This is a genomic window from Streptomyces sp. NPDC058864 (assembly GCF_042742985.1).
Lineage (GTDB): Bacteria > Actinomycetota > Actinomycetes > Streptomycetales > Streptomycetaceae > Actinacidiphila.
Map to the genome: position 1 here is coordinate 1 of NZ_JBHYMQ010000041.1, position 13,336 is coordinate 13,336.

Annotated in this window: 16 protein-coding genes and 1 pseudogene; 8 read left to right on the top strand and 9 right to left on the bottom strand. The window is 72.5% G+C overall.

Annotation, left to right across the window (positions count from 1 at the left end):
• Both frc and ACFW3D_RS26610 read left to right on the top strand, forming a co-directional pair.
• The coding region (gene frc, locus ACFW3D_RS26605; protein WP_500507854.1) for a formyl-CoA transferase at positions 1–1,233 on the top strand (1,233 nt) is incomplete at its 5' end.
• A 287-nt stretch (positions 1,234–1,520) separates the two neighbouring features.
• On the top strand, positions 1,521–2,915 hold the full coding sequence (locus ACFW3D_RS26610; RefSeq protein WP_500507856.1) for an OFA family MFS transporter: 1,395 nt from the start codon (positions 1,521–1,523) through the stop codon (positions 2,913–2,915).
• 170 nt (positions 2,916–3,085) lie between these two features.
• Here ACFW3D_RS26610 and ACFW3D_RS26615 read toward each other — a convergent pair whose 3' ends face one another.
• Both ACFW3D_RS26615 and ACFW3D_RS26620 read right to left on the bottom strand, forming a co-directional pair.
• A complete protein-coding gene (locus ACFW3D_RS26615; protein WP_500507858.1) occupies positions 3,086–3,403 on the bottom strand; it encodes a chorismate mutase in 318 nt (105 codons plus the stop codon).
• A 28-nt stretch (positions 3,404–3,431) separates the two neighbouring features.
• A complete protein-coding gene (locus tag ACFW3D_RS26620) occupies positions 3,432–4,070 on the bottom strand; it encodes a LysE family translocator (protein ID WP_500507860.1) in 639 nt (212 codons plus the stop codon).
• Positions 4,071–4,141: 71 nt separating this feature from the next.
• On the opposite strand from ACFW3D_RS26620, the gene ACFW3D_RS26625 reads away from it, so the two are divergent.
• A complete protein-coding gene (locus ACFW3D_RS26625) occupies positions 4,142–4,657 on the top strand; it encodes a VOC family protein (protein WP_500507862.1) in 516 nt (171 codons plus the stop codon).
• A gap of 36 nt (positions 4,658–4,693) precedes the next feature.
• On the opposite strand, the gene ACFW3D_RS26630 is transcribed toward ACFW3D_RS26625, so the two are convergent.
• From ACFW3D_RS26630 to ACFW3D_RS26640, 3 genes are all read right to left on the bottom strand, one after another.
• Positions 4,694–5,374 carry a GntR family transcriptional regulator gene (locus ACFW3D_RS26630; protein WP_500507864.1) on the bottom strand — a complete coding sequence of 227 codons (681 nt, stop codon included), beginning with the start codon at positions 5,372–5,374 and terminating at the stop codon, positions 4,694–4,696.
• 123 nt (positions 5,375–5,497) lie between these two features.
• Positions 5,498–6,457, bottom strand: a complete 960-nt coding sequence (locus tag ACFW3D_RS26635; RefSeq protein WP_500507866.1) for a rhomboid family intramembrane serine protease — start codon at positions 6,455–6,457, stop codon at positions 5,498–5,500.
• Between the two features lie 54 nt (positions 6,458–6,511).
• A complete protein-coding gene (locus ACFW3D_RS26640; protein ID WP_500507869.1) occupies positions 6,512–7,156 on the bottom strand; it encodes a hypothetical protein in 645 nt (214 codons plus the stop codon).
• A 530-nt stretch (positions 7,157–7,686) separates the two neighbouring features.
• Between ACFW3D_RS26640 and ACFW3D_RS26645 the strand changes: the two are divergent.
• The 4 genes and pseudogenes from ACFW3D_RS26645 to ACFW3D_RS26660 all read left to right on the top strand — a co-directional run.
• Positions 7,687–7,785, top strand: a pseudogene (locus ACFW3D_RS26645) (2Fe-2S iron-sulfur cluster-binding protein); the annotation flags it as partial.
• Between the two features lie 5 nt (positions 7,786–7,790).
• Complete coding sequence (gene fdhD / locus ACFW3D_RS26650) at positions 7,791–8,642, top strand: formate dehydrogenase accessory sulfurtransferase FdhD (RefSeq protein WP_500507984.1); 852 nt, start codon at positions 7,791–7,793, stop codon at positions 8,640–8,642.
• Between the two features lie 120 nt (positions 8,643–8,762).
• Positions 8,763–9,353 (top strand): TetR/AcrR family transcriptional regulator, encoded by a 591-nt coding sequence (locus ACFW3D_RS26655; protein WP_089229165.1) that lies wholly within the window; start codon positions 8,763–8,765, stop codon positions 9,351–9,353.
• Positions 9,354–9,355: 2 nt separating this feature from the next.
• Positions 9,356–10,204, top strand: coding sequence for a thioesterase family protein (locus tag ACFW3D_RS26660; protein WP_500507871.1), 849 nt, complete (start codon positions 9,356–9,358; stop codon positions 10,202–10,204).
• A gap of 37 nt (positions 10,205–10,241) precedes the next feature.
• Here the strand turns inward: ACFW3D_RS26660 and ACFW3D_RS26665 are convergent, their stop codons facing one another.
• The 4 genes from ACFW3D_RS26665 to ACFW3D_RS26680 all read right to left on the bottom strand — a co-directional run bounded on the left by ACFW3D_RS26665 (position 10,242) and on the right by ACFW3D_RS26680 (position 12,853).
• Positions 10,242–10,604, bottom strand: a complete 363-nt coding sequence (locus ACFW3D_RS26665) for a UBP-type zinc finger domain-containing protein (RefSeq protein ID WP_500507873.1) — start codon at positions 10,602–10,604, stop codon at positions 10,242–10,244.
• 154 nt (positions 10,605–10,758) lie between these two features.
• Complete coding sequence (locus tag ACFW3D_RS26670) at positions 10,759–11,757, bottom strand: nucleotidyl transferase AbiEii/AbiGii toxin family protein (RefSeq protein WP_500507875.1); 999 nt, start codon at positions 11,755–11,757, stop codon at positions 10,759–10,761.
• Positions 11,754–12,407: a hypothetical protein gene (locus ACFW3D_RS26675; protein ID WP_500507877.1), complete on the bottom strand. Its 654-nt coding sequence runs from the start codon at positions 12,405–12,407 to the stop codon at positions 11,754–11,756. The genes ACFW3D_RS26670 and ACFW3D_RS26675 overlap by 4 nt, the downstream gene beginning before the upstream one ends.
• A complete protein-coding gene (locus ACFW3D_RS26680) occupies positions 12,401–12,853 on the bottom strand; it encodes a MarR family winged helix-turn-helix transcriptional regulator (RefSeq protein WP_500507879.1) in 453 nt (150 codons plus the stop codon). The genes ACFW3D_RS26675 and ACFW3D_RS26680 overlap by 7 nt, the downstream gene beginning before the upstream one ends.
• A 90-nt stretch (positions 12,854–12,943) precedes the next feature.
• On the opposite strand from ACFW3D_RS26680, the gene ACFW3D_RS26685 reads away from it, so the two are divergent.
• Complete coding sequence (locus tag ACFW3D_RS26685) at positions 12,944–13,318, top strand: cupin domain-containing protein (protein WP_500507881.1); 375 nt, start codon at positions 12,944–12,946, stop codon at positions 13,316–13,318.
• Positions 13,319–13,336 lie beyond the last annotated feature (18 nt).

The following is a 13,336-nucleotide window of genomic DNA, read 5'->3' on the forward strand; positions in this document are numbered from 1 at the left end:
GTTGTGACGAAGGCTTTGGAGGGTGTTCGTGTTCTGGACATGACGCATGTCCAGTCGGGTCCGTCGGCGACGCAGTTGCTGGCGTGGCTGGGTGCGGACGTGGTGAAGCTGGAGGCGCCCACGGGTGACATCACCCGGCGTCAGCTGAGGGACCTGCCGGGGGTGGACAGTCTGTACTTCACGATGCTCAACGCGAACAAGCGGAGCATCACGCTGAACACCAAGACCCCGCGCGGGCGGGAGATCCTGACCGAACTGATCGCCCGCAGCGACGTGATGGTCGAGAACTTCGGCCCCGGCGCGATCGACCGGATGGGCTTCACCTGGGAGCGGATCCAGGAGATCAACCCGCGGATCGTGTACGCCTCGATCAAGGGATTCGGCGACGGCCCCTACACCGCCTTCAAGGCTTACGAGGTCGTCGCGCAGGCGATGGGCGGATCCATGGCCACCACCGGCTTCGAGGGCGGCCCCCCGATGGCCACCGGCGCACAGATCGGCGACTCCGGCACCGGCGTCCACGCCGTCGCCGGCATCCTGGCCGCCCTCTACCAGCGCACCCACACCGGACGCGGACAACGCGTCCAGGTCGCCATGCAGCACGCCGTCCTCAACCTGTGCCGCGTCAAACTCCGCGACCAGCAACGCCTGACCCACGGCCCACTCGCCGAATACCCCAACGAGGACTTCACCGACGAAGTCCCCCGCTCCGGCAACGCCTCCGGCGGCGGACAACCCGGCTGGGCCGTCAAATGCGCACCCGGCGGCCCCAACGACTACGTCTACGTCATCGTCCAACCCGTCGGCTGGCAACCCCTCGCCGAACTCATCGGCCACCCCGAACTCGCCGACGACCCCGAATGGGCCACCCCGGAAGCCCGGCTCCCCAAACTCGCCAAGATGTTCCAGCTCATCGAGGAATGGACCACCACCCTGCCCAAATGGCAGGTCCTCGAAGAACTCAACACCCACAACATCCCATGCGGGCCCATCCTCTCCACCAAAGAGATCATCGAGGACGACAGCCTCAAGGCCAACGAAATCGTCGTCGAGATCCCCCACCCCGAACGCGGCACCTACACCACCGTCGGCAACCCCCTCAAACTCTCCGACTCACCCACCACCATCCACCGCTCACCCCTCCTCGGCGAACACAACCACGACATCTACACCACCGAACTCGGCATCCACGAAGACGAGTTGGCCGGGTTGCGGACCGAAGGGGTGATCTGAGCGATGGCGGACACCAAGGGGCGCGAGGTCGTACGGTCGCACATCACAGAGCAACCGGTGGCGGTGCGGGGCACCGACCACCGGTGGGCCGGGGCAGCGGGGCTGCCCTGACCGACGCACCACCCGTGACGGGGCCGGGCCGCGTGAACCACGCGGACCGGGCCCGCCGCGCAGCACGAAAAGAGCACGGGGGCCGGCACGGGTCGGTCTCCACGGAGACCGACCCGTGCCGGCCCCAGGTCCAGGGGGCGCTGGCCAGACTCTTTCGAGGCAGGGGAATCATGACAATGGCGTCAACGACATCGACGTCCCAAGCACCCGTCACCTACCGAGAGGTGACCGACCACAACGGCCGGGTGTTCCGCGTCGGCGAGACCGACATGGACATCATGGGCCGGAAGCGCAAGTGGATGGTCATCCTGCCGTGGGTAGGCATGATGGGCATCAGCTCGGCGGAGTACGCGTTCGCGTCCGCCGAGGACACGCTCCACACCGCACACTCGTGGAGCAGCCTGCACATCTTCTGGATGCTCGGGGTCTGGGTCTTCTTCCAGGCCGCGGTGGCCTTCCCGGCGGGCAAGCTCCGCGAGTCCGGGAAGCTGCCGGCGCGCTACGCCATGATGTGCGGCGCCCTGGGTACCTTCCTGGGCTACCTGTCGCTGGCGTACGCACCGCACGTCGTCGTCGCGTACATCGGCTTCGGCATGTTCAGCGGCATGGGCGCCGGCATGGTCTACGCGACCTGCGTCAACATGGTCGGCAAGTGGTACCCGGAGCGGAAGGGAGGCAAGACCGGCTTCGTCAACGGCGGTTTCGCCTACGGCTCGGTGCCGTTCGTCTTCCTCTTCACCGGCTACATGAACCTGACCAACTTCCGCTGGGTGCTGGTCTCGGTCGGCGTCTTCCTCGCGGCGACCGTCGCGGTGGCCGGCTACTTCTTCAAGGACCCGCCGAAGAACTGGTGGCCCGCCGACGTCGACCCGCTGAAGGTGCCGGACGACCCGCGGGCACGGCGCGCCATGGAGAAGAACCCGCCCGCCGTACGGCAGTACACCCCCGCCGAGGCGTGGCGGACCGGCCGGGTGGCGCTGATGTGGTTCTGCCTGCTGTGCACCTCGGGCGTGAACATCTTCGGCATCGCCTTCCAGGTCGACATCGGTGAGGAGGCGGGCTTCGCCGGCGGGATCGTGGCCACGGCCATGTCCCTGAAGGCGATCGTCAACGGCACGGGCCGCGGCGTCATCGGCTGGCTGTCCGACCGTTACGGCCGCAAGCAGTGCCTGATCTTCGTCTGCCTCGTCCTCGGCCTCGCGCAGTACGGCATCCTGTGGTCCGCGGAGATCAAGAACCTTCCGCTGTTCCTGATCTTCTCGTCCATCTCCGGGTTCGGCGGCGGCGCGATCTTCCCGATGTTCGCGGCGATGACGGCCGACTACTTCGGCGAGAACAACAACGCGTCCAACTACGGCCTGGTCTACAGCTCCAAGCTGGTCTCGGGTCTGCTCGGCTCCGGCATGGGTGCCTTCGTCGTCAGCCACTGGGGCCACAGCGGGGCGTTCACCCTCGCGGGTTCGATCTCGCTATTCGCCGGCTTCGTCGCGCTCTTCCTCACCCCCCCGGGGCGTCCGAGGAAGAAGGACATCGAGCCCAACCCCCAGCCCATCAGCAGGGAGGCGATCTGACGTGACCGCCGGAGAGCACCCGGGGCTCCGGCACGGCACCTCGTGCCCGACGACCGGGTGTCCCTCCCGCCCGCCGCGGCGTCCCCGGACCACCCCCGTGTTCTAGGGGAACGCGCCGGAATGACGTGGGCCCCAGCCGTGGAACGCCACGGCTGGGGCCCACGCGGCGTTCAGCCCGAGCGGTCGGCGGCGATCGCCTTGTGGTGGCGGATCACCTCTTCGACGATGAATTTCAGGAACTTCTCCGCGAAGGCCGGGTCGAGGTGCGCTTCCTCGGCCATCAGGCGCAGCCGCTCGATCTGTTCCGCCTCGCGCCCCGGATCGGCGGGCGGCATGTTGTGCGCCGCCTTCAGCTCGCCCACCTGCTGCGTGGCCTTGAAGCGCTCCGCGAGGAGGTGCACCAGGGCCGCGTCCAGGTTGTCGATGCTGCCGCGCAGGTGGCGCAGCCGCTCCAGGGCGGCCGTGTCGTCCGCGTGTCCGTCGTCCATCCGCCCAGCCTAACCAGGGGGACGCGGATCAGTCGGCACGTCCCGTCGCGGCTACGGTCACGCCGAGGCCGATCATGGCGAGGCCGCCCGCACCGCCGACCAGCGAAAGGCGGCGCGGGGAGCGGGCGAACCACGAACGGGCCGCCGCGGCCACGAGGCCCATGGTGCTGTCCGAAACGAGGGCGATCGCGTTGAAGACCAGACCGAGCAGCAGCATCTGCACGGTGACGTGTCCGGCCGGGCGGTCGACGAACTGCGGCAGCACCGCCGCGTAGAACACCATCGTCTTGGGGTTCGAGACGCCGACCACGAAGCCCTCGCCGAGCGTGCGCAGCGCGCCGCGCGCCGCCCCCGCGCCCCCTGACGCCATGGTGAGGTCCCTGCGGTGCCGCAGCGCCTTGACGCCCAGGTACACCAGGTACGCGGCACCGGCCAGCTTGAGGGCCGCGAACAGCAGCGCCGAGCGCTCCACGACCGGGCCGACGCCGAGGGCGACGGCGACCACCAGGACGTACGAGCCGAGCGTGTTGCCGGCGACGGAGGTCAGCGCGACGCGACGCCCGTGGGCGAGCGCGCGGCCGATGACGAAGAGGACGCTGGGGCCCGGGATCACCACGAGCACCAGCGATACCAGGGCGAATGCCGCGAGCCGGTCGATGGACACCATGCCCGGAGGCTAATCGGGTATATCTTCCGGCGCACCGCATTAAGCGCGGGTACGAGGAGGCGGGATCAATCATGGGTGAGCCCAAGGGCGAGCAGCTGGAGGCCGTACGGGCCCGGCGGGAGGAACTGCGCGGGAGGTACCTGCACGAGCCCGCAGCGCGACCGGCGACGAGGGCGGCGGGGGTGCACCACGTCGCGTTCATCTGCCGGGACGTCGAGGAGACCATCCGCTTCTACCAGGAGTTCCTGGGCTTCCCGCTGGTGGAGCTGGTGGAGAACCGGGACTACGCGGGCTCCAGCCACTTCTTCTTCGACATCGGCCACGGCAACCTGCTGGGGTTCTTCGACTTCCCCGGCCACGAGCACCCCGAGCACCACGAGACGATCGGCGGGCTGCAGCACCTGGCCCTGTCGGTGACCGCCGAGCAGTTCGCCGAGGCCAAGCGCCGGCTGGACGAGACCGGGACGGAGTACCTCGGGCCGGACCGGGGCGTGGAGGACAGCCTCTACATCCGCGATCCCAACGGGGTCAACGTGGAGCTGTACCGGGAGGATCTCGGCCGGTTCGACGGCAAGCCGCTGTTCTGAGCCGCCGGGGCCCGGCAGGGCGGACCGGGGGCGCGGTCAGTCCTCGTGCGACCGCTGGTGGTACGAGGTCCTGGTGTGCTCGGTGTGCACGCGCATGACCTGCTGGGCCCGCTCGCCGTCGCGTCCGGCGATGGCCGCGATCAGCTCGCGGTGCTCGACCCAGGACTGCATGCCGCGCTGCCGGGCGACCGGGGTGTAGTACCAGCGCACGCGCCGCTCGACCTGCCGGGCGAGTTCGGCGAGCACCGCGTTCCCGGCCAGCTCCATAACGCAGGCGTGGAGGGCGGCGTTGGCCGCGACGACCGCGTCGACGTCGTCGGCGGTGACGGCCGCCTCGCCCGCCTCGCACAGCTCCTCGAGCCGCTCCAGGCCCTTGGAGGTGGCGTTGGCCGCGGCGAGGCGGGCCGCCTCCGTCTCCAGCAGGGCGCGGACGACCAGGAGTTGGTCGGCCTCCTCGTCGGTGGGCTCGTGGACGAAGGCCCCCTGGGCAGGGCGCAGGTCCACCCACCCCTCGGTGTTGAGCCGCTGCAGGGCCTCGCGCACGGGCTGGCGGGACACCCCGAGGTGGCCGGCGAGTTCGGTCTCCACCAGGTGCTGGCCGGGGGTGAGCGAGCGGGTGATGATCAGCTCGAGCAGCGCCTCGTACACCTGTTCGCGCAGGGGTCCCGGACGCTGGAGCTTGGGTACGGATCCCTGCGACAGCCCGCTGGACAGCATCGACGCCCCAACCTTTCCCGGGGATGATTGGCTTTCGTCTACAGTCTACGCGCGCAGGACCCCGGCGCGGTCACCGGGCCCGATCGTGACGCTCTTCACACTTCCGGCGCCGCGACGCTCCCGCTACGCGGCGCCGGCGAGCTGGGAGGTCTTCAGGACGACCAGGGTGACCAGCACCAGCAGCATCGCGACCATCCCCGCCGTCTGCCACACGCCGCGGTGCCTGCGGGGCGCGTGGGCCAGGACGAGGCCGAGCGCGCCGCCGGTGAGCAGGCCGCCGAGGTGGCCCTGCCAGGAGGTGACGGCGGCGGAGACGACCATCCAGACCAGCAGGCCGATCAGGAGCTGCCGCCCGCCGATCGGGTCGTTGCGCAGGCGCTTGCCGAGGACGAAGTAGGCGGCGCCCAGGCCGAAGATCGCGCCGGAGGCGCCGACGGCGCCTTCGTGCGGGGCGATCAGGTAGACCAGTACGGAGCCGCCGAGGGCGGAGAGCAGGTAGAGCGAGGCGAAGCGGATCCGCCCCAACTGGGCCTCGACGGCCGGGCCGAGGGTCCACAGCGCGTACATGTTGAACAGGATGTGCAGGATCCCGAAGGTGCCCTGGTCCGGCGGCTGGTGGAGGAAGGCCGAGGTGATGAGCCGGTACCACTCGCCGTGGGCGATGCCGACGGCCTCGAAGCCGAAGGGCACCCCGCCGTCGTAGACGTACGTCACGCCGTCGGGGCCCAGCAGCCCCTGCCCCAGGGCGCCGAAGCGCGCGACGAGGTCGGAGAGGACCAGTTCGCCGAGGTAGGCGGCGATGTTGAGGGCGATCAGGACCTGCGTCACCACGGGCACGCCCGAGGTCGCCACCCGGCCGCCGAAGACGGTGCGCGCCTCGCGGATGCTCCTGCCGCCCTCCTTCACGCAGTCCGGGCAGTGGTGGCCGACCGCCGCCTCGCGCATGCAGTCCGGGCATATGGAGCGGTCGCAGCGGGTGCAGCGCACGTACGTCTCGCGCTTGGGATGCCGGTAGCAGGTGGTGACCGGCGGCTCGGTGCCCTGGTCGGTGTCCGTGGTGCTCACGAGCGCGAGGCCCCCCATGCGGCGAACGGGACGGTGGAGTCGCACGTTTGTACCCAGCCCGGGCGCAGTGCGTCAAACCACTCCGCTCTGCGCCTCCATGCGCAGACCGGAGGCCCGGTCGACGAGAACGACGGTGACCACGGTCAGGTCGGCGGCGTCGTTGCTCCCGGGGTCCCGGGAGACGAGGTCGCCCATGGTCACCCCCGGACAGATGGCGGCGTCCGGGAGTTCGACGACGAGGCGGAGGAAGTCGTCCTCCGTCACGCGGACGGTGCCGGTCGCGGGCGGGGCCTGGCCGGCGTCGTACATCCCCTCGTCGATCCGGGCGGTGAGGCCGCGGGCACCGGCGAGGAGGCCGCCGCCGCGGCCGGCGTGCACCTGGACCGTGACCGCGCCCGTCAGCGGGGTCCGCAGCGTCAGCGCGTGCCGGTCCGGTCCGGGGGAGACGGTGAGGCGCACCTTGAAGGTCGGCTCTCCCTTCATCCGGGGAAGGTTGTCCGCGCCGTAGCTCCCGATGACCATGTCCCGTGACACACCGGGCTCGCCGACCTGCCGTGCCGCGCCCTTGCCGCACTCCCCCGGCCGGGGCACCGCAACCGCCTCTTCCCGCCGGCCGTGTCCCCAGGCCAGTTGTGCGACCAGCAGGACCGCCGCGGCCGACGGGACGCCGATCCGCCACCACGCCCCCCGGCCCACCGAGAACGGCTTCCCGGCCACCGCACACCTCCTCGCCCGCCCCTCGTCCGTCCGGCGCCGATCCTATTCCGCGGCTCCCGCCAGCTCCCCTGCCGCGATGCCGTGATGCCGTGACGAGCGAGGCATCCGTCGCGGGCACAACGGAGTTGGTCCTGCGAGGAGGCGGCATGACCGCCCGGCCGCGGGCAGGAGAGGTGCTGCCGGACGAGGGTGCGGAGCGGCGGCGCATCCCGCCCGCTATCGAGGCGCTCCGTGCCACCGCGCGGCACGGGCGGACGGCGGAGATCGTCCTCACCCCGGCGCAAGGGCCCGCGACCGTGCTCCCGCCCCGCGACGCCGACGAGCCGCGGCAGGACGGCGGCAGGCCCCGGTCGAGTTCCTGCCCTTGCCCAGGCGTGAACGCCCGGGGTTCCGCGCGCCGGATCAGGCCGGACTACCGCCGGACCCTCCGCGACCGGGCGCCGGCCGGGACCGCTTTTACGACCCCTTGACCCCAAGGAGACGAATACTGTACACAGTATTCGTCCGGGGACGAAGCCCGGGCCGACGGACTCGTCGAGGTGGCCTCGCCGGACTACGGCGCGGTCACCCGTGGCAACCTCTGTAACAAGGGCCGATGCGGCTTCCAGCACGTACAGAACCGGGACTGATCGACATGGGACGGGTCACCGAACGGCGTCGGGTACTGAGGATCAGGGACGGAGCGGTCGACCACCGGGCGGACACCCTGGTCGCCGAGGAACCACTGGAGATCCGGCTGAACGGCAAGCCGCTCGCGATCACGATGCGCACCCCCGGCGACGACTTCGCGCTCGCGGCGGGCTTCCTGGTCAGCGAGGGCGTGCTCGGCGGCGCGCACGAGCTGGCGAACATCGTGTACTGCGCGGGCGCGACCGTCGACGGGTCCAACACCTACAACGTCGTCGACGTACGCCTGGCCCCCGGCGTCCCCGTCCCGGACATCACGCTGGAGCGCAACGTCTACACGACGTCCTCCTGCGGCCTGTGCGGCAAGGCCAGCCTCGACGCCGTGCGCACCACGGCGCGCTGGCCCGTCAGCGACCCCTCGCCGCTGCGGCTCGAGCCCGCACTGCTGTCCGCGCTCCCCGACCGGCTGCGCGCCGCGCAGCGGGTCTTCGACCGGACCGGCGGTCTGCACGCGGCCGCGCTCTTCACCGCCGAGGGCGAACTGCTCGACCTGCGCGAGGACGTCGGCCGCCACAACGCCGTGGACAAGATCGTGGGCCGCGCCCTCCAGCAGGACCTGCTGCCGCTCGCCGGGAAGATCCTGATGGTCTCCGGGCGGGCCTCCTTCGAACTCGCCCAGAAGGCCGTGATGGCCGGCATCCCGGTGCTCGCCGCCGTCTCGGCACCGTCCTCGCTCGCCGTCGACCTCGCCGCCGAGTCCGGACTCACCCTCGTCGGTTTCCTGCGGGGCACCTCCATGAACGTGTACGCGGGCGAAGAGCGGATCGCCCTGCCCGCGCCTGCGGCCGGGCGGGTCTGACCCGTCCCAGCACGCGTACACGCGTGCGGGACCGGCCGGCGAGGTTGCGCCCCCTGCGCCGGCCGGTCCCGCCGTAACCGAGGTAGACACTGTCCACCTCGGTTGTGGACACTGTCCACCATGACCACCGCTCCCCGCGCGCGCCTGCTCGACGCCGCCCTCGCCGTCCTGGACGACGAGGGGGTCGAGGGGCTGACCCTGCGGGCCATCGCACGGCGCGCCGAGGTGTCCCACGGGGCGCCGCTGAAGCACTTCCCGCACCGGGCGGCGCTGCTGTCCGCCGTGGCCACCGTAGGCTTCCGGGAACTCAACGCGCGCGCCGGCGCGGCCGTGCGGGAGTGTCCCGAGGGCGCCTCGGCGGCCGCCCGGCTGCGGGCCGGTTCCCGCGGCTACGTGGCCTACGCCCTGGGCCGGCCGGCGATGTTCACCCTGATGTTCCGGCACGACCTGCTGGACCCCCGGGACAGGGAACTCGGCCGGGCCGGGATGTCGGCCTTCGACGACCACCTCCTGGTGCTCGTGCGCGCCGCGCAGGCCGAGGGCTGGCGGCCCGGGGCGGACACCCGGGCGCTCACCGGCGCCGTGTGGTCCGGCCTGCACGGTGTGGCGCAGCTGTGGCTGTGGGGCTCGCTGGCCCTGGGCACCGGCGCCGCGTCCATCGACGAAGCGCTCGACGCGCTCTTCACCTCGTTCGACCTCAAGGAACACTGACGATGCACGAGAAGTACGGATTCGACCGCGAGACGGCCGTCACGGCGCGACCGGGCGAGCCCTCGGTCTACGACGCCGAGCTCCACGAGGGCTGGCGGATCGGCATGGGCGTCAACGGCGGACTGCTGCTCGCCCTCGCCGGCCGGGCCCTCGCCGAGGAACTGGGCGGCGACGGACAAGGGCACCGGGATCCGTTCTCGATCAGTGCCTACTACCTGTCGACCTCGCTCCCCGGCCCGGTGACCGCCCGCACGGAGACGCTGCGCCGCGGCCGCAGCGTCTCCACCGGCATGGTGTCCCTCGTGCAGGACGGCGAGGAGCGGCTGCGGGCGATAGCGACCTACGGCGACCTGGACGGCCACGACCACGCGGGCGACATACGCACCTCCGCCACTCCCCCGCGGATGCCACCGCCGGAAAAGTGCGTCGGCGCGGACGCGGCGCCGCCGGAGTTCCTGAAGTCGTCCCCGATGCTGGAGCGCATCGAGCTGCGCCTGGACCCGGACACCGTCGGCTGGGCGGTCGGCGCCCCCTCGGGCCGCGGCCTGGTGCAGGGCTGGCTGCGGATGCCCGACGGCCGCGAGCCCGACCCGCTGATGCTGCTGCTCGCCGTGGACACCCTGCCGCCGGTCAGCTTCGACCTGGGGATACCGGGCTGGGCGCCGACGCTGGAACTGACCGCGCACGTGCGGGCCAGGCCCGAGCCGGGGTGGCTGCGGCTGAAGCACTCCACCCGCAACTTCGCGGACGGCTACATGGAGGAGGACGCCGAGGTCTGGGACTCGGCGGGCCGTCTGGTGGCGCAGTCCCGGCAACTGGCGCGGGTGCGGCTGCCGCAGGGCGCCGCGTAGCGACGACACGCTGGGGGCGTGGCCCCGGGGCGCGCCGTCAGTGCAGCTGCGCCTGCCAGTCCTCGGGGACCTTGCCCGCGGGGCCCGGGGAGGGCTGGCCCTCGGGGCGGGAGTTCGGCGGCCGCAGTGCCGGACCGTCGTAGTACTCCTCGGTCTCGACGTTCCAGTACCAGTCCTCACCGGGCTCGTAGCTGGTGATGAACGGGTGGCCCTCCTCCTGCGCGTGCCGCGTGGCGTGCTGGGAGGGCGAGGAGTCGCAGCAGCCGATGTGCCCGCACTGCGCGCAGCGGCGCAGGTGGAGCCACCAGCCCGGCCCCTGGCCGGCACCGCAGTCGGCGCAGCCGTCGCCGCTCGGCCCGGCCGTGGGGTCGATACCCGGGATCGTGACGTCGTCCGCCATGGTGGACCCGCCTCCTTAACCGCGATCACGTTCTCCTGGCATGCTAACCGCCTCCGCGTGCCGCCACCGGGCGAAGCGGGAGGGGCCCCTCGGGCCGTCCGGTGACCCGGCCCTGGGCGCCGCCCACCGCCCGAGCCCGACCGCGGATCACGCGTCAGTGCCCGTCCGTCAGAACCTCGCCCAGCGCGCGCGACAGGCGGGCCAGCCACTCCGCCGCCGTGCCCGTGATGCCGGGGTGCGCGGCGCGGAAGGCGTCCCAGTCGACGCAGTGCGGGGCGACCTCGGCGAGACGGGACGCGGACGCGGGGTGGCCGGGTTCGCGGGCCGTCACCCGGCGCAGCAGGCGCGCGGAGAGGGCGGTGCCGGGGGCCTCGGCGAGAAGGACCGCGTCGTAGAGGTCCTTGCCCTGGGCGCGGCCCTCGGCGGCGGCGTCGGCCTGGAGCCACAGCAGCTTCCAGGCGAGGGAGAGTTCACGGCTCGCGGTGAGCAGCACGGCGGGGGGTCCGCCGTCGCCGCGCGGCACCGCGGTCAGGACGGGCGCCTCGGGGAGCCGTTCGTCGCGGGCGAAGTCCAGGCTCACTTCGCCCGGGGGCAGTCCGTCCGCGCACCAGGGGACGACGAGGCGAACGCCGGGCGTGTCGTACTCCGCGTAGGTCCAACTGCCGTCGTCCCGGGCACCCTCCGCGTCGAGGCGTACCCCAGGGGCGGCGTCGGGGTGGGCCCGGACCAGTTCCAGCAGTTCGCCGGGCGGGCCGTCGAAGTCCTCGGTGTCTTCGGGTTCCGGGTCGACGACCCAGTGCAGGCCCTCGGGCGGGACGTGGGCGCGCTGCCCGCCGGTGCCGAACTCCTCGTCCGTCCAGATCTCGGGGCGGGCGGCGCCGTCGGCGGCCTCCGGCCACTGCTGCACGGTGGCCCGCTCGTCGACGTACGGGTACGGGTGGAACTGCTCGATCGGCACCACCAGGGAAGGCGCGACGATCCAGTCGAGGTCGCCCGGTTCGCGGGCGGCGGCGCCGACCCAGGCGGGCATCACCATGCTGCCGCGCAGCACGAGGCAGTCGGCCAGCGGGGACCGCGCGACGAGACCCAGCAGGTGGTCGAGGACGGCGCGCCGGGCGACGGCCGCCGGATCGCGCTGCCCGGCGCCGCTCACCGCTCCTCGTCGATCCAGCCGTCGTCGAGGGCGGGCCGGTCGTCGTGCACGACGAACTCCTCCTCGACCTCCACCACCGTGAAGCCCGCCCCGGCGAGGTCCGCGAGGAGCCCGTCGAGCCGCTGCCGCGCCTCGGGGCGCCCGACGTCGCGGCAGCGCTGGGTGACGAAGCGTTCGTGGCCGCGGTCGCCGTGGTCGCGGCGGGCGTTGCGGGAGACGTGCGCGGCATGGCGTCCGGCGATCGCCCGGACCTCGTCCAGGCGGGCGCGGTCGGTGACGAGGAGCTTGACGTGGTGCTCGAAGTAGCAGCCGGGCGGCAGGGCGCGGGCCTCCCGGGCGGTGCGGGGGACGCCGGTGTTCCAGGGTGCGGCCTCGATCTTCACGCGTGCCACGCCGATCCCCTCGGCGCGCAGCAGACCGGTCCACCGCGCGGCGGCGGAGCGCTGCGCGGGCAGGGCGCCGCGGCCGCGCACGGTCAGCATCGGCTGGTCGGGGGTGGCGCCGCGGTCGAGCACGATGCGGGTGTACTTGAGGCCGTTGCGCTCCGCCCAGCGGCGTATCCGCTCCTCGTCGCCGGGCCGCGGTGCGGGCACCGTGAAGTGGGTCTCGAAGTCGCCGGTGACGTCCGTCGCCGGGGTGCCGGCTACCACGCCGGCCGGACCGGTCCGCCCGGGGCGAGCCGGCCGAGGTCCGCGGCGAGGGCGCGCAGCCGGTCCTCGCCGAGCTCGGCGGCCCAGGGGCGTACGGCCTCGGCTGCGGCCCGCTCGGCGGCGCGGGTGCAGGCACGTCCGCGCTCGGTGAGGACGACCAGCCGGGCCCGGGCGTCGTCCGGGTGCGGGCGGCGTTCCGCGTAGCCCTTGGCCTCGAGTTCGTCGACGAGCTGCCCAGCCGCCTGGCGGGTCACCCCGAGGTGCGCGGCGAGTTCGGTGACGGTCGCGCCGCCCGCCGACATCCGGGCGAAGGCGAAGCCGTGGGCGGGCCGGAGGTCGTCGAAGCCTCGTGCGAGGACGCCGTCGTGGATGGCGGCGGTGAGGGCGCCGGCGGCGGCGAGCAGGTTGACGCCCAGGGCCATGGCCAGGGCCTCTTCGTCCTTCATCCGGCCACCTTGACACAGTGCGCAAGCGACTTGACCATATGGGCAAGCAACTTGCTCAATTTGCTTGCCTATATGGGGACAGGAGCCCGCATGCCCGTCGTCCGTTCCGCCGACGCCGCAGTCCACGAGCTGCATGGTGTCCGCTTCGTCTCGTACGCCCGCACCGCCACCGGCAGCACCGAACTGTGCGCGTGGCGCGGAGAGGTGCCGGCCGGGACCGCCGGTCCCGCGCACACGATCAGCCGTGAGGAGGTCTTCCTGGTGCTGTCCGGCAGTCCGCGCCTGACCATCGACGGCGAGACCCACGACCTGGCCCCCGGCGACGTCGCCATGGCGCCCGCCGGCTCGCGCCTGGCCCTGGAGAACCCGGGCGACGGCCCCGCCTCCGTCTGGGTGACCACCGGTGCCGGCCTGGAGGCGGTGCTCGCCGACGGGTCGCGCATCAGCCCGCCCTGGGCGCGCTGATCCGGCCGGACGCCCCCG